We start from the raw sequence: 19168 nt of genomic DNA on the forward strand, positions 1-19168 counted from the left end.
TCGAACATCATGGGGGCTTGAGGATGACGCTCGGAGTGACAGGTGTGGTGTGGCTGCCACGCACGGCGACGGGAAACTCGACGCGATTGCTCGGGCCAGGACCGGTGCCGTTGCACGTCGCCGGTGGGGCGTGGGGGTCGGTCGCCGCGGCGTTCACCGAGGCATCGGCGAGTATCGCCGCCGTCACCGCGGCTCTGACCGCAGGCTGGGAAGGAGAGTCGGCGCTGCTCGCTCAGGCTGCGCTGGGCCGTTTCGCGACCTGGACCGCCGCCACGGCAGTCAAGGCGGCGGCGCTCTCGGTCGAGGCCCCCGCCGCAGGAACCTCCTACGGTGTCGCGTTGGCGACCATGCCCTCGCTCGTCGAAATCGGAGCCGTGCAGGCCGCCAAGGTCGCCGCAGCCTCGACCGGTGGCGTGATGAACGGCAGCTACGAGGCAGCCGAGGTGGCCGACCGACTGCTCGACATCCGCGCCGCGATGGTGATGGAGGGCTTCGAGCTGGTCTCCTCGCACCGCATCGTCAAGACCACGTTCGATCAGCCGCCGGCCATCGTCTCCGATTCCGGGAGCGGCCTCGGCAAATTCGCGAACGGCGCGCTGATGACATCTCCGGTTCAGGCCGCGATCGGCGGTTTGATGGCCGCAACCCAGAACCCCGGCGTCGCTGCGGCGGCAGGTCAGATCGGTAGTGCCGCCACCTCGATTGCCAGTACGGGCGTCTCGACCGTCGCCACCGCTGCGTCCAACATCGGGTCGAGTGCACTGTCCGGTGGCGTCGGCACCGGTGGTGGATTCGCACCCGGAGGTTCGGCATCCCCCGCCGTCGGTCCGGCATCCACGCGTCCGGTGTCGTTCGGCGGCGGGTCAGGTGGAGCAGGCGGGCTCGGCGGTGGCGTCGGAATGCCCGGTTCCGCGTTGGGTCCCGCAGGTGGTGGCTCGATGCCGGCCGGTGCAGGCCAGAGCGGTCCGACCGCGTTCGGCGCACCCGCCTCGGCCGATGGCGGCGTCGCTCAGCGAGGGACGGGCGCGGCCGGTGCTCCGGCCTCCGGCACGCGCGGGCAGGCCGAGGACGACGAACACGAGACCCCGGACTACCTCAAGCAGTTCGAGCACTTCGCGGACGGCCGCACCGTTGCGCCGTCCGTGATCGGCGCGGATCCGACCCTGCCCCACACCACGCAGCCGGACACCAGCGGGAACGGCCGTTGATCGACTTGGGAACCGCGCCGGTGGGCCACACATTGCCGATCGCCTCACTCGGTGTGGACGAGATGGACTTCCTGGTCGACGAGCTGTCGATCGCCGAGCTGCCCGTCGTCATGAATGTGTTCCCGCGCTTCGACGACGCTGCTGCACGGGATTCCGCGCTGGAACGTGGCCGCCGCGCCCTCGAGTCGGCCGGGCTGTTGTCCGACGGCGGCGTCCACGAGGATCTTCGTCAGTGGCTGCGAGTGCTCGAACAACCGCACTGGTACGTCTCGGTCCGCGTATTCGACGTCGAGAGCGCCGAGCCCGTTCCGGCAACTCGGATCTGCGTCGCATCCGACGATCGGTTGACGGTGTCCGCGGTGCGGCGGGACGACGTGATCACCGTCCGCGCCGTCGACGGTGATCCGGCGCGAGACCTCGCGGTGTCGATCGGCTCGGCCGCGTCGTTCGACCCGGGCAGCATCAATGCGCCAACCGATCTGCTGGCCGAAGCACTCGATGCGGCACCGACCGACGTCGGAGCAACCGCATCTCGGCTCCGCGGCATCGGCATAGCGGACGACCGCGCTGCGGCTGTGGCGTCGGCGATGGCCACCTGCGCCGGCAGAACCGAGATCACGGCCGTCGCCCGCAGGCACGGCACCCGCCACGTGGCCGGCAGACCCGTCGCGCTGTTCGACACCCGAGCCGGACGCATCGTCGCCACCTCCACCCTCGCCGCCGACGGCACGTCGTGGAGCTCACTGACGGGCGCAACGGATCGCAGAGTGACTGCTGCCCTGGCCGAGCTGATCGCATCGGCCGGTCAGCATCTCCGCTAGCTGATCGGGTTGTCGGCCTTCTTGCTGCCCTTGCCCTCGAACGGTGGCAGGAACGTGCCCCATTTGACGCAGGACCATCCTCCGTCGGATAGCGGCAGCAGCTCGACGGTGTGGGTGTTGTCGAGGTGGTTGTCGGCCGCGAACGTGCCCTCGACGCCGGCCAGTACCGCCGCCACCAGTCGGATTGCGGCACCGTGACTGACGACCACGACGTCGCCTGCGGTGTCGTCACCCAGGTACTGCGTACGGAGACTGTCGAGCACCGGGACGTAGCGCTCCAACACCGAATGTCCGCTATCGCCTCCGGGTACGGTCGCCGCCAGATCTCCGGCGTGCCAGCGGCTGAAGATCTCGGTGAACTCGCGGTGCGCATCCGGGTCGTCGCGGTCCTCCAGATCTCCTGCGAAGGTCTCGTGAATCCCTTCGGTGACCAGCAGGGGAACCCCGGCCGCTCGCTCGATGTAGCCGGCAGTCTGCTTGGCGCGCAACGCAATCGAGGACACCAGCACCGCGGGCGGGCGTCCGATCCAGGTCTGCGCATAGGCCTCGGCCTGCTGGTGCCCCAGCTCGGTGAGCTCGGCTCCCGGCGGTGAGGTGTCCAGTATCTTCGCGACGTTGGCTGTCGTCTGGCCGTGCCGGACCAGTATCAGTTTGCCCATCACAGATCACCGCGTCCGGCACGAACGTCTGCGACCCACTGCACGTGCTCGTCGATCGGCGGCGGCACCGAACCACCCGTTCCTGTTGCGGTGGGCCAGGATCCGAGGAACCGCAGAGGCATCTTGCGGTGGAATGCGGCCAGCATCTCCGCGACGAGCGGGTCGTCGATGTGCCCGGCGCAGTCGATGAAGAACCTGTACGTTCCGAATCGTGAACGGGTGGGACGTGATTCGATGAAGGTCAGGTCGATGTTGCGAATTCCGAACTCGGCCAGCGCCGCCGGCAACGTGCCTGGATCGTTCGGCGGCTCGAGTACCACCGAGGTGCGGTCGGCTCCGGTGCGCGCAGGCACCGATTGCGGCGCGGTCACCAGCACGAAGCGAGTCCGCGCGCCCTCCACGTCGATGATCCCGTCGGCCAACTGTGGCAACTTCAGGCGCTCACCGGCGAGCCGGGTCGACACCGCAGCATCGACCATTCCGGCCGCAACGTCTTCTGCTGCACCGGCATTGGACGACGCCGACTGCACCACGGCGTCGGGCATGGCGGTCTGCAGCCACTGGCGCACCTGATTGAGCGCGATCGGATAAGCGCTGATCGTGCGGGCCGAGTCGAGGGTGACACCGGGACCACCGAGAATGGTGAAGGCCACCTCGATCTCGGTCTCGGCGACGATCTGCAATCGGCGGCCCTCCGACAACGCGTCGAGCGTCGGCGGAACTGCTCCCTCGATGGAGCTTTCGATGGGGACCACGGCCGCATCGGCCGCACCCGATCGCACCGCCTCGAGCGCTGCAGGCGGGTTCGACGCCGACACCCGCTCGACCGCCCCGTCGAGACCGACTGCGCCGAAGGTTCCGAGCCTCTCGAACTGCGCGAGCGCCATCTCCGTGAACGTTCCCGATGGGCCGAAGTAAGCGATGCGAGGCACGCCTCGAGGTTACGTTGTCGACGTCCCCGAAGCGATCAAACCGACGTCGACGAGCCGGGCGCGGGCGCCGGCGGCGTCGACGATCTCGATTCCGAGCAGCACCTCGCGCACCGCCTCGGCGGCCTCGGGGATGAGGGCCCGCAATGCGGCAACGTTCGGAGCAGCGAGGGCCGCAGCGATGTCGTCTCCGCGCAGCGACGCCACCGTCGCGGCAAGGATCGCAAGCACCTCGTCGCCGGAGTCGGCGCGGGCGACGAGGCCCACATCGGCGTGCGAGACCACCGCGAGTACGTCGGCGATGCGCCGCGGGGTGTCGCCGACGCTGATGCCCGGGGTCCGGTGGGCGAGGACGACGGCCTCCGCGGTCTCTGCCACGTCGATCGCGTCGAACATCGGGAAGACGACCAGCGGTGAGGGCAACCGCAGCGTGAGCGCATCGGCGAGGTGCTCGGCCGGGGCATCGACGTCGAACCGGACGGCCTCGTAGCCGCCGGTCCGACCTGCCCGGAGCTCGTCGGGGTCGATGTCGAGGTGCACCACGATGCGCCCGAGGTCATCCGATTCGGACAGTGCGAGCAGGGTCGACGCCGGGACGACGGGCGGTCCGTACTCGGCTCCACGCGGGGCTACGGCCAGCGAGTGGGCGTCGGCACATATCGGCTGCAGCAGTCCGTGGACGAGCGCGTTCGGGTCGGGTCGGTGTGGCACACCGAGGGTCAGCGGAATCGGCACGCCTTCACGGTAGACCCGAACCTGGGTCGTTCCGCGGGCTCCACTCCTGTGGTCTGCGTCGTTCCGCGGGCTCCACTCCCGTGGCCTGGGTCGTTCCGCGGGCTCCACTCCTGTGCACGGCCTTGCGATCCTCGCCACACCGCGCTAACTTAGGTTTGCCTCACCTACTCGTCTGACCGATCGCATCGGAGGAACCCATGCTCGGCGCAACCACCACCACCGGACCGACCACTGCCGAACGCGTGCGCAGTGCCTGCATGCGCGCCGAGGGCGCCGCCCTGGCCATCGACGGCAGCGACCCGGTGATCACATCCCTGCACCACCTGCGACCCAACGGGGAGATGATCATCGCCGTCCCCACCGACTCCCTCCACAGCGCGGTCGCCTGGCAGTCCTCCCGTGCCGGAACGCCCGCCGTCCTCGAACTCACCGATCACGCGCCGCTCGCCCTACGTGAACCGGTGCGATCGTTGGTGTGGCTTCGCGGCGATCTGCGACCGGTCCCGGAATCGCTGATGCGGCCCATGGCCGGAGCGGTAGCCGCCGAACATCCGCATCCGGCTCTGCTCGACGTCGGCCACACCACCTCGCTGATGCGGCTGATCGTCACCTCCGCCGTGGTCGCCGACAGCACCGGAGCGGAGCCGGTCGACATCGACACGCTGCTGGCCGCCGAACCCGATCCCTTCTGGGAGATGGAGACCAGCTGGCTCGAGCACCTCGACTCCGACCACCCGGACCTGCTCGCCCAATTGGCCCGACGCCTCCCGCCGTCGCTGCGGCAGGGCCGAATCCGGCCGCTCGGCATCGATCGCTACGGAATTCGGCTGCGAATCGAAGGCGAGTGCGGCGACAACGACGTCCGGCTCGGATTCGCCGAGCCCGTCGAGGACGTCCTCTCACTCAGTCGCGCGCTGCGCGTTCTCGCCGGCTGCCCGTTTCTGAACGGACTACGCGCCCGCGGCTGACCCCCGATCTCACGAAACAGGGCAGACTCGTGCGGTGATCGACTTCAAGAGCTGGTTGACGCCACCGCCGCCCGCGAGCACAGCTCCCCCGCCCGATGCCCGCGAACGCACCACCATCAAGGTCGAGATCGCGATCGTCCTGCTGGTGACGTTCGGCCTGAGCGGTATGAGCAGCATCCTCTCGCTCGTCGAGGACGCGCTGCAGACCGCTGCCCTGTCCGATCAGACCGTGGCGCTGAACTCGTCGCGATCGAGCTTCAGCCTGATCGATCTGCTGTTCCAGCTGCTGAGCATTCTGCGCCTGTGCGCCTGGGGTGCCCTGGGGTTGTATCTGCTGTGGCGAGCCGATCTGGCACCCCGAGCGATCGGGCTGGCCCGGCCGCGACTGAAGATCGACCTCGGTCACGGCGTCGGACTGGCCGCACTGATCGGGCTGCCCGGCCTGGCGCTGTATCTGGTGGGCAATGCTCTCGGATTCAATCTGAACGTCGTTCCCAGCGCCCTCGACGACCACTGGTGGCGCGTCCCGGCATTGATTCTGTACGCGCTGGCCAACTCCGGTGCCGAGGAGATCATCGTCGTGGCGTACCTGATCTCTCGCCTGCGCAGACTCGGTCTGAGCGAGAACGCCTCCCTGCTGTGCTCGTCGCTGCTGCGCGGCAGCTATCACTTCTATCAAGGCGTGGGCGGTGGAGTCGGAAACTTCCTCATGGGTCTGGTGTTCGGCCGCTACTGGCAGCGCACCGGCAGACTGTGGCCACTGCTGATCGCGCACGCTCTGATCGACATCGTCGCCTTCGTCGGTTACGCCCTCCTGCGCGAACATCTGTCGTGGCTCCCGTGAATCGGACGTCGAGGAAGACCGCTGTTTCCGCGACGACGGTTACAGTCGATCCGTGAACGACGACGATCGCTACGGACGGCACGGCGCGCCGGACCGGCGCACGCCGCCTCCCGGTCGAACGCCGCCTCCGGACCGCACGCCACCCGGCCGGCACGGTCGTCCCGATCCCGCGCCCCGGCCCCAACCCGGTCGCGCCGCAGGTCCATCCCCGCAGCAGCCACCGGGTCCACCACGGCCCCGTCAGCAGCCACCCGGTCACCAGCCGCCCCCGCCGCGGCCCAACCGCCCGCCGCCCGGCCAACAGCCGCCCCCACGTGTGTATCGTCCGGGCCAGCCGCCACCGGAGGGCACCGAGTTCATCCGACGCGACGGCCGCCCCACACCCAGGCCGGAGGGGCCACCTCGGCCGGCACCACTCCCGCGGCACAGCCCTCAGCAGGCCTGGTCGCAGGCACCCGAACCCCGATCGGCACAGTCGTATCCAGCACAGTCGGATCCTCCGAATTCGACGCGTCAGTACTCACGTTCCCAGGACGATCCACCGGGTCGCACCGGGTATGCGCCGCGTCAGCAGCCGGAGCCGTTCACCGAGGAGCGCAGGCAACCGGCGGCACCCGCACAGCGAGCCCTGCGCCGCCCCGAACCTGCTCGGCCACAACGTGATTCTCGGCCGGCGAAGGTCGCGAAGCCACGCAAGCGCAGACGCTGGGGGCGACGCTTCCTGATCGTGTTGCTCGTTCTCGTGCTGGGCATCGGCGGTGTCGTCTACTACGTCGACAGCTCGTTGACGCGCGTGGACGCCCTCACCTCGTACCCCGGGCGCATCGGCGACACCCCCGGCACCAACTGGCTTCTCGTCGGGTCGGATTCGCGAGCCGGCCTGACGCCGGAGCAGGAAGCCTCGCTCGCGACCGGCGGCGAGGTGGGCCCGAGCCGCACCGACACGATCATCCTGATCCACATCCCCGAGGGCAGCGGTGCGCCCACAATGGTCAGCCTGCCGCGCGACTCGTACGTGTCGATTCCGGGCAACGGCCAGGACAAGCTCAACGCGGCCTTCGCATTCGGCGGGCCACCACTGCTGGTACAGACGGTCGAGGGTGCAACCGGTGTGCACATCGATCATTACGCCGAGATCGGATTCGGCGGCTTCGCCGGGATCGTCGACGCGGTCGGCGGAGTCAACGTGTGCGTGCAGAATGCGATCGACGATCCGTTGGCGGGCATCAACATCGCCGCCGGCTGCCAGGATCTCACCGGAGCCGAGGCGCTCGGATTCGTGCGATCCCGCGCGACGGCACTGGCCGACATCGACCGCATGAACAACCAACGCGCGTTCATGTCTGCCCTCCTGGAAAAGGCAACCAGCGCTTCGACTTTCCTCAACCCACTGCGGTTGTGGCCGCTGGTGTCCGACACCGCGTCGTCGTTGAGCGTCGACGAGGGAGATCACATCTGGAACCTCGCCGCGTTGGCCTGGGCGATGCGCAGCGGTCCGGTGACCACAACGGTGCCCGTCGGCGGATTCCAGGACTCCGACGTCGGAAACGTGCTGCTGTGGGACGACACTCGCGCTCCGGCATTCTTCGACGCCATCGCGCAGGATCGCGAGATCCCGCCGGAACTGCTGACCGGCGGCCCCTGAGGGCCACAGCACAACGGTAGGTTGTGGACCATGACATCGCCGTCTGCCCCGCCCGCCGCCACACCCGGCACGTCGTTCCACGATCTTCTACGCGCTCAGGTGCGGCACGAGTTCACCGCATCGCAGCAGTACGTCGCCATCGCGGTGTGGTTCGACCGCAACGATCTGCCGCAGCTGGCCACGCGTTTCTACGCTCAGTCCGCCGAGGAACGTCGGCACGCCATGATGATGATCCGTTTTCTCATCGACAATCGGCTCGAGGTCGACGCGTCGGGCATCGACGACGTGGTGACGGCATTCCAGTCGGTCGTCGAACCGGTGGAATTGGCGCTGGCTCAAGAGTCGACGGTGACCGAGCAGATCACCGCGTTGGCGCGCGCTGCCCGGGCCGAGGGCGACTACATCGGCGAGCAGTTCACCCACTGGTTCCTCACCGAGCAGGTCGAGGAGGTGGCGGCGATGCAGAGTCTGCTCAACATCGTTCGCCGGGCCGGATCCAACCTGTTCGACATCGAGCAGTACGTCGCTCGCGAGATCGGCTCCACGGTGATCCGCGCCACCAATGCCCCGAAAGAAGCCGGAAGGGCGTAGTTTGCGCCCTGCTCAGGGCAGACATTTAGGATCGACTGTATTAGGCCACGTTCGCCTCAATAAGGCTCGACTTGGATGACAATGCCCTCTGACCAGGCATATTGTCCTGTGCATGAGCGCAGACATCAAGGAAACCAGCCACACCAAGTTCCACGCACTTCTCCGCGACCAGATTCGCAACGAGTTCAACGCCTCGCAGCAGTACATCGCCACCGCGGTCTACTTCGCGAATGTCGACCTGCCGCAGTTGGCGAAGCACTTCTACGCGCAGTCCGTCGAAGAGCGCAACCACGCGATGATGATCGTGCAGTACTTCCTCGATCGCGACATCACGGTCGAGCTGACCGGCGTCGACGCGTCGAAGTCCGTCTTCACCGATCCGCGTGAGGCCATCGCCCTGGCGCTGGCGCAGGAGGAGACCGTCACCGAGCAGATCATCGCGCTGGCGAGCACCGCACGCGAAGAGGGCGACTACCTCGGCGAGCAGTTCATGCAGTGGTTCCTCAAGGAGCAGGTCGAGGAAGTTGCCAGCATGAAGACGCTGCTCAACATCGCCGATCGCGCGGGCCACAACCTGTTCGATCTCGAGCAGTTCGTCGCCCGCGAGATGAACACCAGCGTGACCGCCGACTCGGGCGCACCCACCGTCGCCGGCGGATCGCTCTGATCGACACCGCAACGCAGCACGAGTAACGCGCGAACCCTCGCGCTCATACGGGTGGCCGCCCGAACAAGCAGTCCTTGTTCGGCGGCCACCTTCGCTCGCGTTCTAGCGCAGAGTGACCTGACGTCCGCGTAGGCCGTCGCGCGAGCGCAACTGCGCCGCCGTGAGCGGAGCATCGACAGCCAGAGCCTCGCCGAGCTTCTCGCCGAATTCCTTTGTGGGCGCGGCCCATTCGGTGGGGTGCATCTCGGGATCGAGATCGAACACCGGCACCAGCAGCCCGTGCGTGCGGAACGAACCGGCGTAGCGCGAGCCCTCACCCAAGTTGAGATCACCCGCAGCGTGCAGACGCGCGAGGGCGAGCATCACGTCGTCCTCGCTCTCCGGACGAACCCACCGGATGTGCGCCTTGTCGCCTGCATCCACCCACCAGGCCGCGACGACGCCGTCGGCCTCGATCCGCGCCGAGGGCATGATCGCCTGGTTCGCGCGCTCCACGGTGGCAGTCACATCGGCTGCGGGAGTGGCATTTTCGGGGATCCACCAGTTGAAGTCCTGGTGGACGGTGATCTCGAGCAGCGTGGACGCGTCGAGCACATCGGTCAACGCGGGGGTGCTGTCGGTGATGTTCGCGGCTTCGAGAGACTCGCCCGCGGATGCGGTGGACGCCCATCCGAGCGCGCTACTGATATCTGCTGCAACGTCTTTCGACTGGTTCTGCACCTGAAGGCCGACGAATCCTTCGACGGTATCCGCGTCTTCGCGCACCAAGGCCGCGACGGCACCGGGCAGCACCGTTGCCAGCGTGATCGTGCGACCGTCGACGGTGATCGGCGCGGTTGCCGTTGCCGACGGGACGAACTCACGCAGTGCTACGAGGTCGCATTCGGCAGCAAGGCCTTCGAACGGGCGAGTCGACGCCGATTCGATGCTCGCGCGTTCTGCTTCTCGCTGCGCCAGCTTCGCTGCTCGGTTGCTGTCCTGCTTCGGTCCACTGTTTCTTTTGCTCTTACCCACGCCCGAAAACCTACACGTTCTTCGATTCGAGCCAGGCTCGCGTTCGGCCGGGGTGATTGGTGGCGATCCACCCGACGCCGAGCTCGCGGCACAGGTCCACGTCCTCTTTCTCGTCGACGGTCCACACGTAGCTGGCCCGGCCGGACGCTGCTGCGCGGTCGATGATGGCCGGGTGCTCACGCAGCGCTCGTATCGACGGGCCGACGGCGGTGGCCCCGACGGTCGTCGCCGCTCCCCCACCGAGATAGTGCGAGCTGTCGCCGAGGAGCACCGTCGGAAGCATCGGAGCCGACCGCCGGACGCGCCAGACGGCCGACGGTGCGAACGACATGATGACCGCGCGCGAGTGGTCGGCCGACGCGGGCGCACCGATGCCGAACGTGTGCAGCTCGGCGAGGACCTTGCTCTCGATCAGCGAGCCGTACCGCACGGGGTGCTTGGTTTCGATGAAGAGTTTGACCGGCTTGCTGGTCCAGTCCAGGACGAGCGAGATGAGGTCGTGCAGCGTCAGAAGTTCGGCGGGTTCGTCGGCGTCGCCGTAGTTCAGTCGGGCGAGATCGGCGAAGTCCATCTCGCTGACGATGCCGGTGCCGTTCGAGGTTCGATCGACGCGGCGATCGTGCACGCACACGATGTGCCCGTCCTTGGTGAGCCGCACGTCGCATTCGACGCCGTCCGCTCCTTCGCGCAGTGCGAGGTCGTAGGCGGCGAGAGTGTGTTCCTTCTTGGCCGCGGACGCACCTCGATGCGCGACGACCAGTGGCCCACGCCGATCGGGACTCACGACGCCGTCACCGCCTCGGGTTCGTGCTCGGGTTCATTCTGTTCGGGCTGCTTCTGTTCGGGCTGCTGCTTCGGCTTCTGTTCGGTGCCGGTGGCGATCACCCAGCGGGTCGGTCGCGACATGGCGGAGCCGCGCAGCGTGCGGCCTTCGAGTCGGCGCATCACGGCCAGGGTCAGCACGGCCGAGACCGTGGCCACCAGTGCCACGAATGCAGACAACAGAACTCCGTCGGCGCGGGCCTGGAGGGAATCGCGCAGGTTCCACAGCAATTGGACGACGACCAGCGCATTGCTCGCTGCCCAGACGGCCCACCAGATGCGTACCAGTCTCAGTTCGCGGTGCACGTCGGCATCGGCACCGCCGCGGAGACGGACGACCTCGGTGAGGTAGACCCCTGGCATCACGATGCGGACCAGCGGCAGCGTCGACAACAGCAACATCGTGCGCACCGATCGCGGATCGGTGGAGCCGGCGGCAGCGAAGGTACGTCTGCGCTGGTCGATCAGCCAGCAGGACGACGTGACCAGAGCCGCCAGACCGATGAGGAGTGCACCGACCTGGGCGAAATACACCAGTGCGTCGGACACGGCCAGGGTGATCGGCGAAATCAGTCGCACGCGGTTGTGCAGCAGGATGCCGTAACGGAACACTTCGGCGAACGCGGCGAGGCCCAGCAACATCGCGGTGACGAGGACCAGGTTCTGAGCATTGGCGGCATACCGCTCGACGCGACCGACGCGGCGATCGGCCTCCGGATCGCGCGGGATGTCGCGCAACCCCCAGGTGGGCGTCGAGGTGTAGTGCGGCGTCGGAGTCGGGGATGCCGATCGGCTGCGACGCTCGGCTTTCCTCGACGAGGTCGCCGGGCGGGCCACCCATCGGAAGTTTCGGGTGCCCTGCGCGGGCGCTCTGGTCGACACCGGCGAGAGCAGCACGCCGTGGCAGCGGGGGCACCAGGTGCCCGGCCGTGCGCCGACAGCCCAGCGGGTGCTGCAGCGGGCACAGACCTGGAACGCCTGAGCGCGTCCCTGCGGTGCCGACATCTAGATGATTCTCGCTTCGTGGGCGTCGTCGTCGCGCTGGATCGGTCGACCAGCGGCCTGCCAGGCGAGCATCCCACCGTCGACGTTGATCGCGTCGTAGCCCACGCGATTGAGGTATTCGACGACGCGAGCCGAGCGACCACCCGCTTTGCAGACGACGTACACCTCGGATTGGTTGTCGATCTCACCGGCGCGGGACGGAATGTCGCCCATCGGGATGTGAACGGCGTCGGGTGCGTGTCCGGCCTGCCACTCGTCGTCCTCGCGTACGTCGAGCAGGATGGCCGCCGTCGGGAACGGCACCGGGAGACGATCGACGGTGACGGCAGGCGACTGCTCGGGATGAGACACACCTCGATCTTGTCACGCGTCCGCGCGGGCCTGCCACCCGTGTCCTCGCGACCGAAGCGTCGCCTCGCTATGACCTACGTCACTGCAGTCACAGAAGTTATCCACAGTATCCACAGATCGATCCACAGAATCGGGGCCTGTGCCGGTTTCTATCCACAGGTCAAAGCTTCGGGTCGGTCTCGCGGTGTACCGAATACCAACTCGGGCTGTGGATCGATGGTGATTTGACACAGCCGCCGTCAGCGGTCCCGTGAATCCGCTGTTTAGGCTGACGAACATGACTTCCATCGAGCTACGCGTCTTCACCGAGCCGCAACAGGGTGCCACGTACGACGAACTGCTCCGCGTCGCGAAAGCCGCCGAGAAATTCGGCTACGGCGCGTTCTTCCGATCCGACCACTACCTCGCGATGAGCGGCGACGGCGGCCCCGGCCCCACCGACGCGTGGATCACCCTGGCCGGGCTCGCCCGCGAAACCTCGACCATTCGACTCGGCACCCTCGTCACCTCAGCGACCTTCCGCTACCCGGGGCCGCTCGCCATCAGCGTCGCCCAGGTCGACGCCATGAGCGGTGGTCGCGTGGACCTCGGCCTCGGAGCCGGCTGGTTCGAAGACGAGCACAAGGCCTACGGCATTCCGTTCCCGCCGCTCGGCGAACGCTTCGACCGACTCGAGGAACAACTGGCCGTCGTCACCGGACTGTGGAACACACCCGTCGGCGAGACCTTCTCGCACGCAGGCACGCACTACCCCGTCACCGACTCCCCTGCGCTCCCCAAGCCGGTGCAGACACCCCACCCGCCGATCGTCATCGGCGGCGGAGGCAAGAAGCGCACCCCGGCACTCGCCGCGAAGTACGCCGACGAATTCAACATCCCCTTCGCCTCCCTGGCCGACACCGAGACCCAGTTCGGTCGAGTCCGCGCAGCCTGCACAGCCGCCGATCGCGACCCCGACTCCCTCGTCTACTCCAACGCCCTCGTCCTCTGCTGCGGCCGCACCGAAGAAGAAATTGCACGACGCGCCGCCGCCATCGGCCGCGAGGTATCCGAACTACGCGAGAACGGTGCCGCAGGAAGCCCCGCCGAACTCGTCGACAAAATCGGCAGCTTCGGAGCAATCGGCGCGACACGCGTGTACCTGCAGACCATGGACCTCACCGATCTCGATCACCTAGAACTCGTCGCATCCGAGGTTCTCCCGCAGCTGTAACCCCACCGAATCGCGCCGCCCAAAGTCCACTCAACGTGACATTGAGTGCCCAAAAGTCCACTGAACGTCACATTGAGTACCCAGGGGCCTCGGTCAGGCGGCGGATCGGGCGCGTAGGCGTGCGTAGTGCGCGCTGATGTGTCGTGCGGCGGGTAGTTCGATCCATCGGTACGTGATTTCGGCGAGTGCGGCGGTTCCGGCCAGGAATGCCAGGACGGCGGCGCTGGGGCCCAGGTGCGGTTCGACGGTTGCGTAGATGCGGTAGAGCACGAGGGTGTGGATCAGGTAGATCGCGTAGCTGCGGGTGCCGATCCATCGGACGATGGGCCAGCGGGTGATGGGTCCGTCGTATCGGGCGAGGATCAGGACGGTGGCGGTGACGACCAGCAGGGTCCAGAGGTAGGTGCCATCCATCCAGAAGGTGTGGACTTCGATGGCGAGTCGAATCACTTCGATCTGCGCGATGACGCCGACGACGACCCATCGCCAGGTGACGAGTCGTGCCCATGCGAGGTAGGCGATCTGTCCGAGGAACAGGGTGGGGAGCACTCCTGCGACCTTGGTCAGAAACGGAACCGTGTAGGGCTGCGGTAGGTAGAGGTTGTAGACGATCACCAGCGCGCACAGTGCGGCTCCGACCAGCGGTACGACGATGGGCCTGGTGCGCAGCGTTCCGCGCATCGAGACGCAGTAGAGGTAGAACGCGATCTGCACGACGAGGGTCCAGGTGACACCGAGTACGGCGACTTCGGGGCGGAGGAAGAAGCCGCCGAGGAAGAAGCTGAGAAACGCCTCGCCGTTGGTGATGCCGGGTTGGCCGCTGAACATCCCGTTGAGTCCGAGCTTGACGAGGATGACGGCCATCGCGACGGCGAACCAGAGGGCCGGGACGAGACGGGCGAGGCGTGCGACCATGAAGTCCCGACGCGATTGCCGCATCGCGGATCGGGTGATCAGCAGGCCGGTGAGCAGCATGAAGATGCTGACGCCGACGAACGACAGGTGCAGGGTGAGGCCGGCACCGTCGACGAGAACGGTGTTGACGACGTCGATCATCCACCAGCCGCCGCCGATGTCGTCGAGCAGATAGAACGAGATGTGGGAGTACAACACCGCGAGGACGGCGATGACGCGGAGGAGGTCGGCACCGTCCATCTGGACTCGGGGCGCATCGACGGGCTGGGTGGCGGCGGACTCGTCGACCGTGTTCTGGCTCGGTCGGTCCCCATTCACACCCGCGAGTTTAGGTTCCGTTCATGTATTGGACCAATCCGCAGCCACTCCGCAACTGTTTCGTGATATTCGGAGCGGATTCACAGCCGAACAATTCGACTGTCTCGTTCACACGAATTTATTCCGAGAAAAGCATCTCGGTTACAACTGTTGCACTGGGGGTAGGAATGAGATTGGGTTGAACCCTACGAAAGATCCGCAGTAGGACGAACGTGCCCGCATCACATGATGGGTACGGCGTCGTTAGAGAAGGGAACCACGTGTCCGAGTACACCTTGCCCGACCTTGATTTCGATTACTCCGCCCTCGAGCCGCACATCTCGGGCGAGATCAACGAGCTTCACCATTCCAAGCACCACGCCACCTATGTCGCAGGCGCGAACACCGCGGTCGAAAAGCTCGCCGCAGCGCGTGACAACGAAGATCATGCAGCCATTTTCCTGCTGGAGAAGAACCTCGCGTTCCACCTCGGTGGCCACGTCAACCACTCCATCTGGTGGAAGAACCTCTCGCCCAACGGTGGCGACAAGCCCGAGGGTGAGCTCGCTGCTGCGATCGACGACCAGTTCGGTTCGTTCGACAAGTTCCGCGCACAGTTCACCGCTGCCGCCAACGGCCTGCAGGGCTCCGGCTGGGCAGTTCTGGGCTACGACTCGCTGGGCAAGAAGCTGCTCACCTTCCAGCTCTACGATCAGCAGGCCAACGTGCCGCTGGGCATCATCCCGCTGCTCCAGGTCGATATGTGGGAGCACGCCTTCTACCTGCAGTACAAGAACGTCAAGGCCGATTACGTGAAGGCGTTCTGGAACGTCGTCAACTGGGCCGACGTCCAGGCTCGTTTCGAGGCCGCAACGTCGAAGACCCCGGGTCTGATCTTCCCGTAACCGAAGAGATTGCCGACAAGTCGAGCAATCGCAGACAGGGCCACCGCAACGAATGCGGTGGCCCTGTCTCGTTTCGAATTCAGGCCAGGTCGGCTGCTGGGATCGGCCGAATCGAGGTGATTCCGTGGTCGGGCGTCGCGAAGGCCTCGGAGCGGCAGGTCGTTCTGCGCGGGGCCTCGGGACTCGGAGTCACGTGCACGTGCACAGAGCCCGTTGTCGTTGCGACGACGACGTCCGCGCCGCCGTCCGAGGATGTGGCCGCACTCGGACGTACGTCGTTGATTCCGGTCATGTCGTATTCGGTGCGCACGGCGTGTTCGGCGATCTGACCTGCGGTGTCGTCCGTGCACCGGCCGCGGTAGTTCTGCAGTGACAGCTGTCCGCGGTCGTGGCGGTCCACCACTGCCTGGGCATTCGCGGGTGTGAGGTTGCCGTAGTAGCTGCCCTCCGGCAGTGCCACCATTCCGGCTGCGAACCGGTCGCCGCCGAGGTGCGTCGATTCCCATACCCGCCCCTCCGGTCGATTCAGGGCAGCCGCGACGGGCCTACCGAACACCGCGCAGCACGGATCCTTCTTCCCGTGCGTGCACACCAGGTACAGCGGATGGTCGACAGATATCCCCAGGCCGGGCGGGGTATCGGTCGCAGCGGCTTCCAGCGGCAGATCGAGCACCCGGTCGACCGCGTCGACCGTGTACTGCTCCGCCCACGGGCCCGAACGGCCCGAATGAACGAGGAAGACGCGCCGCACGTCGGTCGAATCCCGTCGCCGCCGAGTGTCACGTACCAGCTGGGGACGTACCGAGGCCGCCGCACAGCGACGTGCAAGTTCGACGCCGATTCGACCCAGCGGCCCGTCCGGGCCCCACGGTTCCGGGCCCCAGGGGCCTCGATGTTCGATCAGCACCCAGCCGTCGGCCCGTGCTGCCGTTCCGCGCAACGATTCGTCTCGCTCTCGGGCAACCGCAGCGCAGCCGCCCCAGCGTTCGGATGTCGTCACCTCACCCACCGAGTTCGGAGGCGGTCTCCACCAACGCCTGTGCGGTGAGTACGTTGCCGAAGAGGTAGTCCTTGGACGGCAGTTCGGTCACCCGGGCATCGAGGCCGGTGAAGAGCGGGTTCTGCCGCAGTTGCGCCACGGCGTCCTCCGTACCCGCGTCGGTCAGCAGAACGATGTCGTCGGCGTCGAGCACGTCGATCAGCTCGGGACTGACGTCGACGGTCTGCACCTCGTCCGATCCGCGGTCTTGCTGCGCAGGGGCCCGGTAGCCCAGATCGGCGAGCACCGAGTAGGGAAACGAGCCGTCCTGCGTCATGTACCGAAGGGAGTCGGCTCGCACCCTGGCGATCGTCAAGGTGCTGCCCTCCCGCGGTGCCCGAGCTTGCGATTGGTCCACCGTGCGCCGATAGTCCGCCAGTAGGTTCTCGGCCTCGTCGCGCTGGTCGAAAACATCCGCCACCTGTTCGAGGGTTCTCTGCCACGACGCAGGCGTGTAGTCCACGACGACGGTCGGTGCGATCGGGGCGACGCGATCGAACAACTCGCGACTGTCCTCACCCTCCGTTCGCATCACGATCAGGTCCGGTTCGGCCGCCGTCAGCGCCTCGATGTCGATATCGGAGTCGGCGGATCCGATGTCCACCGGTTCGTCGGCGAGTCGGGCACGCACGACGGGCGCATAGTCACCGGTCAGCGGCGGCTTCACTGCCGCGACCGGCTGCACTCCCAGAGCCACGACCGCTTCCAGCGTGCGATCTCCGTCGAGCACGGCGACACGCTGCGGATCCACCGGAATGCTCGTCTCACCGAAGGCATGTTGCACGGTGCGGACGTCACCTGGGTTCTCCTGCGTGCTCGACGCGTCCGCGCTGCACGCGGTCACCGCGAAAGCCACGATGCAGGACGCGACCGCGACGCCGAGCCGCCCACCTCTTTCTCCGAATTTCATCGAAGAAGAGTATCCGGCGGCGATCCACCGCGGGGCGGCTACGTTTCGGCTGGCACTCTCCCCATCTTGTGTGCCAGCCGTTTTCGCGTCATCCTCTTCCTACCCAACGTCGTGTACCCGGCTTCGAGCCCTGTACCTGTCTGGGAGGAACGATCGAGATGGACGAGCGAGATCTCATCGGTGTTTCACCGTTTCATGCCGCCGGTCTGCTGCGCGGATTCGTGATCTCCGGCCGTTGGCCGGACACCACCAAGGAATGGGCGCAATTTCTGGCCCTCGCCGTGCGGGTGGCCTCGATGCCGGGCCTGTTGGCGACGTCGACGGTGTTCGGGGTGCGTGAGGAATTGCCCGACGACCCCGCGCCTGGGACGGTCGGGTTGGTCGTCGCCGAGGGGCCGGTGATAGGCGATTTCGCGTTGGCTCCCGGACGGTTCGCCGCGCATCAACCGGCCGCATTGCTGATGCTGCATCCGCCGTCGGAGACGACGCCGTCGCTCCCGGAGTGTGCGGGTGCGGCGTCCGGATGCGTTCTGCTCCCCGGCCTTCCGCACCTCGGGCTCGACCATCGGGCGGCCTGGGTCGAGGCCGAGTCCGACGGCACGGTGACCTCGATGGTCAGTCGGGTGGGTCTCGATCCCATCAGCGATCCCGATACCGCAGTTTTGGCGATGCTCCTCGCATCCTGACCGCTGTCCACACACGATTTTTCGGGAACCCAAACTTATTGGCGCATTGGACATTTCGTGTCGAGGCCCCTACAGTCGTGTGCAGCGAAGGGGAGTAGCCCCCAATCATCGTGTCGACATACTGGCCGCTTCTGCTGCCCGGCACGGTGAACCGGAGAGATTCGGTGGGCGAGACCTTCGGTCCGTTCGACGACCGAGGAGTCCGCTGTGCTGTCCGCATTACTGTTGAGTTTCGCTGTCATTTTCGTCGCCGAGCTGGGTGACAAGTCCCAGCTCATGGCCATGACGTTCGCCCTGCGTTACAAGTGGTACGTCGTCATCGGCGGCATCACCGTTGCCACCACCATCGTGCACCTGGTCTCGGTCGCCGTCGGCCACTTCCTCGGGGTGTCGATCCCCACCGAGCTGATCTCCATCGTCGGCGGCATCGCGTTCGTCATCTTCGGACTCTGGACGCTGCGCGGCGACTCCCTGTCCGACGACGAAGGCGCGAAAGCCTCCCGGGTCACCAAATCCGCGTTCCTTGCGATCGCGTCGGCGTTCTTCCTTGCCGAGCTCGGTGACAAGACGATGCTGGCCACCGTCACTCTCGCCGCCGACAACGACTGGGTGGGTGTGTGGATCGGCTCGACGATCGGCATGGTCGCAGCCGATGCACTCGCCATCGTGGTCGGCGCGGTACTCGGAAAGCACCTGCCGGAGCGCATGATCCAGTACGGCGCGGCCATTCTGTTCTTCGTCTTCGGTGCCGTCCTGTTCTTCGAGGGCCTGATGCCCGGCACCGCTGCCCCGTACATCGCTGCCGGGGCGGTCGTCGTGATCTCCGCCGTGGTCGTCGCCGTGTTCGTTCGGCGCTCCCGCTCCAGGGCAGCGCGGGAATCGGAGAAGCAGACCACCACCGAACGCGCCTGACCTTGGTTTACACTCCTCTCCCGGGAGGGGTG

21 protein-coding genes are annotated in these 19168 nt (G+C 66.7%); 11 read left to right on the forward strand and 10 right to left on the reverse strand.

The genetic code is table 11. From position 1 onward, the window contains the following. The first annotated feature begins 23 nt into the window (after nucleotides 1–23). On the forward strand, nucleotides 24–1208 hold the full coding sequence (locus AB0366_RS09380; RefSeq protein ID WP_366243605.1) for a PPE domain-containing protein: 1185 nt from the start codon (nucleotides 24–26) through the stop codon (nucleotides 1206–1208). Continuing rightward, the gene (locus AB0366_RS09385) at nucleotides 1205–2029 is read left to right on the forward strand and encodes an ESX secretion-associated protein EspG (RefSeq protein WP_366243606.1); all 825 of its coding nucleotides are present in this window, start codon (nucleotides 1205–1207) and stop codon (nucleotides 2027–2029) included. The genes AB0366_RS09380 and AB0366_RS09385 overlap by 4 nt, the downstream gene beginning before the upstream one ends. Here the strand turns inward: AB0366_RS09385 and AB0366_RS09390 are convergent. The 3 genes from AB0366_RS09390 to AB0366_RS09400 are packed head-to-tail and all read right to left on the reverse strand — an operon-like array spanning nucleotide 2026 to nucleotide 4352. Further along, nucleotides 2026–2691, reverse strand: coding sequence for a histidine phosphatase family protein (locus tag AB0366_RS09390; protein WP_366243607.1), 666 nt, complete (start codon nucleotides 2689–2691; stop codon nucleotides 2026–2028). The two genes, AB0366_RS09385 and AB0366_RS09390, sit on opposite strands and share 4 nt — an antisense overlap. Then, nucleotides 2688–3620 (reverse strand): prephenate dehydratase, encoded by a 933-nt coding sequence (gene pheA, locus AB0366_RS09395; protein WP_366243608.1) that lies wholly within the window; start codon nucleotides 3618–3620, stop codon nucleotides 2688–2690. Before pheA ends, AB0366_RS09390 begins: the two co-directional genes overlap by 4 nt. Before the next feature lie 9 nt (nucleotides 3621–3629). After that, nucleotides 3630–4352 carry a hypothetical protein gene (locus AB0366_RS09400; protein ID WP_366243609.1) on the reverse strand — a complete coding sequence of 241 codons (723 nt, stop codon included), beginning with the start codon at nucleotides 4350–4352 and terminating at the stop codon, nucleotides 3630–3632. A 197-nt stretch (nucleotides 4353–4549) separates the two neighbouring features. Here AB0366_RS09400 and AB0366_RS09405 point away from each other — a divergent pair, with 197 nt between their 5' ends. From AB0366_RS09405 to AB0366_RS09425, 5 genes are all read left to right on the forward strand, one after another. Beyond that, a complete protein-coding gene (locus AB0366_RS09405; protein WP_366243610.1) occupies nucleotides 4550–5320 on the forward strand; it encodes a DUF2470 domain-containing protein in 771 nt (256 codons plus the stop codon). A 55-nt stretch (nucleotides 5321–5375) separates the two neighbouring features. Then, nucleotides 5376–6164 carry a type II CAAX endopeptidase family protein gene (locus tag AB0366_RS09410; protein ID WP_230596888.1) on the forward strand — a complete coding sequence of 263 codons (789 nt, stop codon included), beginning with the start codon at nucleotides 5376–5378 and terminating at the stop codon, nucleotides 6162–6164. A gap of 358 nt (nucleotides 6165–6522) precedes the next feature. Then, the gene (locus AB0366_RS09415; protein WP_366243851.1) at nucleotides 6523–7809 is read left to right on the forward strand and encodes an LCP family protein; all 1287 of its coding nucleotides are present in this window, start codon (nucleotides 6523–6525) and stop codon (nucleotides 7807–7809) included. Between the two features lie 30 nt (nucleotides 7810–7839). After that, entirely contained in the window at nucleotides 7840–8400 is a 561-nt protein-coding gene (locus tag AB0366_RS09420) for a ferritin (RefSeq protein WP_366243611.1), read from the forward strand. Between the two features lie 112 nt (nucleotides 8401–8512). After that, on the forward strand, nucleotides 8513–9067 hold the full coding sequence (locus AB0366_RS09425) for a ferritin (protein WP_121871782.1): 555 nt from the start codon (nucleotides 8513–8515) through the stop codon (nucleotides 9065–9067). A gap of 102 nt (nucleotides 9068–9169) precedes the next feature. Here the strand turns inward: AB0366_RS09425 and AB0366_RS09430 are convergent, their stop codons facing one another. From AB0366_RS09430 to AB0366_RS09445, 4 genes are read right to left on the reverse strand one after another with little or no spacing between them, the layout of a single operon-like run. Further along, nucleotides 9170–10081 carry a DUF5926 family protein gene (locus AB0366_RS09430; RefSeq protein WP_366243612.1) on the reverse strand — a complete coding sequence of 304 codons (912 nt, stop codon included), beginning with the start codon at nucleotides 10079–10081 and terminating at the stop codon, nucleotides 9170–9172. Nucleotides 10082–10091: 10 nt separating this feature from the next. Then, nucleotides 10092–10865: a glycerophosphodiester phosphodiesterase gene (locus tag AB0366_RS09435; protein WP_121871780.1), complete on the reverse strand. Its 774-nt coding sequence runs from the start codon at nucleotides 10863–10865 to the stop codon at nucleotides 10092–10094. Continuing rightward, nucleotides 10862–11908 carry a DUF4328 domain-containing protein gene (locus AB0366_RS09440; protein WP_366243613.1) on the reverse strand — a complete coding sequence of 349 codons (1047 nt, stop codon included), beginning with the start codon at nucleotides 11906–11908 and terminating at the stop codon, nucleotides 10862–10864. The genes AB0366_RS09435 and AB0366_RS09440 overlap by 4 nt, the downstream gene beginning before the upstream one ends. Then, nucleotides 11909–12211 carry a rhodanese-like domain-containing protein gene (locus tag AB0366_RS09445; protein ID WP_366243853.1) on the reverse strand — a complete coding sequence of 101 codons (303 nt, stop codon included), beginning with the start codon at nucleotides 12209–12211 and terminating at the stop codon, nucleotides 11909–11911. It abuts the gene before it with no gap. 334 nt (nucleotides 12212–12545) lie between these two features. Between AB0366_RS09445 and AB0366_RS09450 the strand changes: the two genes are divergently transcribed. Continuing rightward, on the forward strand, nucleotides 12546–13472 hold the full coding sequence (locus tag AB0366_RS09450) for an LLM class F420-dependent oxidoreductase (RefSeq protein WP_366243855.1): 927 nt from the start codon (nucleotides 12546–12548) through the stop codon (nucleotides 13470–13472). A 93-nt stretch (nucleotides 13473–13565) separates the two neighbouring features. On the opposite strand, the gene AB0366_RS09455 is transcribed toward AB0366_RS09450, so the two are convergent. Further along, nucleotides 13566–14627, reverse strand: a complete 1062-nt coding sequence (locus tag AB0366_RS09455) for an acyltransferase (protein ID WP_121871776.1) — start codon at nucleotides 14625–14627, stop codon at nucleotides 13566–13568. Nucleotides 14628–14965: 338 nt separating this feature from the next. Here AB0366_RS09455 and AB0366_RS09460 point away from each other — a divergent pair, with 338 nt between their 5' ends. Further along, the gene (locus tag AB0366_RS09460) at nucleotides 14966–15589 is read left to right on the forward strand and encodes a superoxide dismutase (protein WP_094614729.1); all 624 of its coding nucleotides are present in this window, start codon (nucleotides 14966–14968) and stop codon (nucleotides 15587–15589) included. 79 nt (nucleotides 15590–15668) lie between these two features. Here AB0366_RS09460 and AB0366_RS09465 read toward each other — a convergent pair whose 3' ends face one another. Further along, the gene (locus AB0366_RS09465; protein WP_366243614.1) at nucleotides 15669–16589 is read right to left on the reverse strand and encodes a sucrase ferredoxin; all 921 of its coding nucleotides are present in this window, start codon (nucleotides 16587–16589) and stop codon (nucleotides 15669–15671) included. Nucleotide 16590: 1 nt separating this feature from the next. Further along, the gene (locus AB0366_RS09470; RefSeq protein ID WP_366243616.1) at nucleotides 16591–17538 is read right to left on the reverse strand and encodes an ABC transporter substrate-binding protein; all 948 of its coding nucleotides are present in this window, start codon (nucleotides 17536–17538) and stop codon (nucleotides 16591–16593) included. 158 nt (nucleotides 17539–17696) lie between these two features. Between AB0366_RS09470 and AB0366_RS09475 the strand changes: the two genes are divergently transcribed. Beyond that, on the forward strand, nucleotides 17697–18224 hold the full coding sequence (locus AB0366_RS09475) for a peptidase (protein WP_121871773.1): 528 nt from the start codon (nucleotides 17697–17699) through the stop codon (nucleotides 18222–18224). 207 nt (nucleotides 18225–18431) lie between these two features. After that, nucleotides 18432–19136, forward strand: a complete 705-nt coding sequence (locus tag AB0366_RS09480) for a TMEM165/GDT1 family protein (protein WP_366243617.1) — start codon at nucleotides 18432–18434, stop codon at nucleotides 19134–19136. The last annotated feature ends 32 nt before the right edge of the window (nucleotides 19137–19168 follow it).

The organism is Rhodococcus sp. NPDC076796 (assembly GCF_040702765.1).
Lineage (GTDB): Bacteria > Actinomycetota > Actinomycetes > Mycobacteriales > Mycobacteriaceae > Rhodococcoides.

Excerpts from the sequence above, each read along its gene's own strand:
- AB0366_RS09380 (WP_366243605.1), top strand. The coding sequence starts at position 24 with ATGACGCTCGGAGTGACAGGTGTGGTGTGGCTGCCACGCACGGCGACG.
- AB0366_RS09405 (WP_366243610.1), top strand. The coding sequence starts at position 4,550 with ATGCTCGGCGCAACCACCACCACCGGACCGACCACTGCCGAACGCGTG.
- AB0366_RS09420 (WP_366243611.1), top strand. The coding sequence starts at position 7,840 with ATGACATCGCCGTCTGCCCCGCCCGCCGCCACACCCGGCACGTCGTTC.
- AB0366_RS09425 (WP_121871782.1), top strand. The coding sequence starts at position 8,513 with ATGAGCGCAGACATCAAGGAAACCAGCCACACCAAGTTCCACGCACTT.
- AB0366_RS09440 (WP_366243613.1), bottom strand. The coding sequence starts at position 11,908 with ATGTCGGCACCGCAGGGACGCGCTCAGGCGTTCCAGGTCTGTGCCCGC.
- AB0366_RS09455 (WP_121871776.1), bottom strand. The coding sequence starts at position 14,627 with ATGGACGGTGCCGACCTCCTCCGCGTCATCGCCGTCCTCGCGGTGTTG.
- AB0366_RS09470 (WP_366243616.1), bottom strand. The coding sequence starts at position 17,538 with ATGAAATTCGGAGAAAGAGGTGGGCGGCTCGGCGTCGCGGTCGCGTCC.
- AB0366_RS09475 (WP_121871773.1), top strand. The coding sequence starts at position 17,697 with ATGGACGAGCGAGATCTCATCGGTGTTTCACCGTTTCATGCCGCCGGT.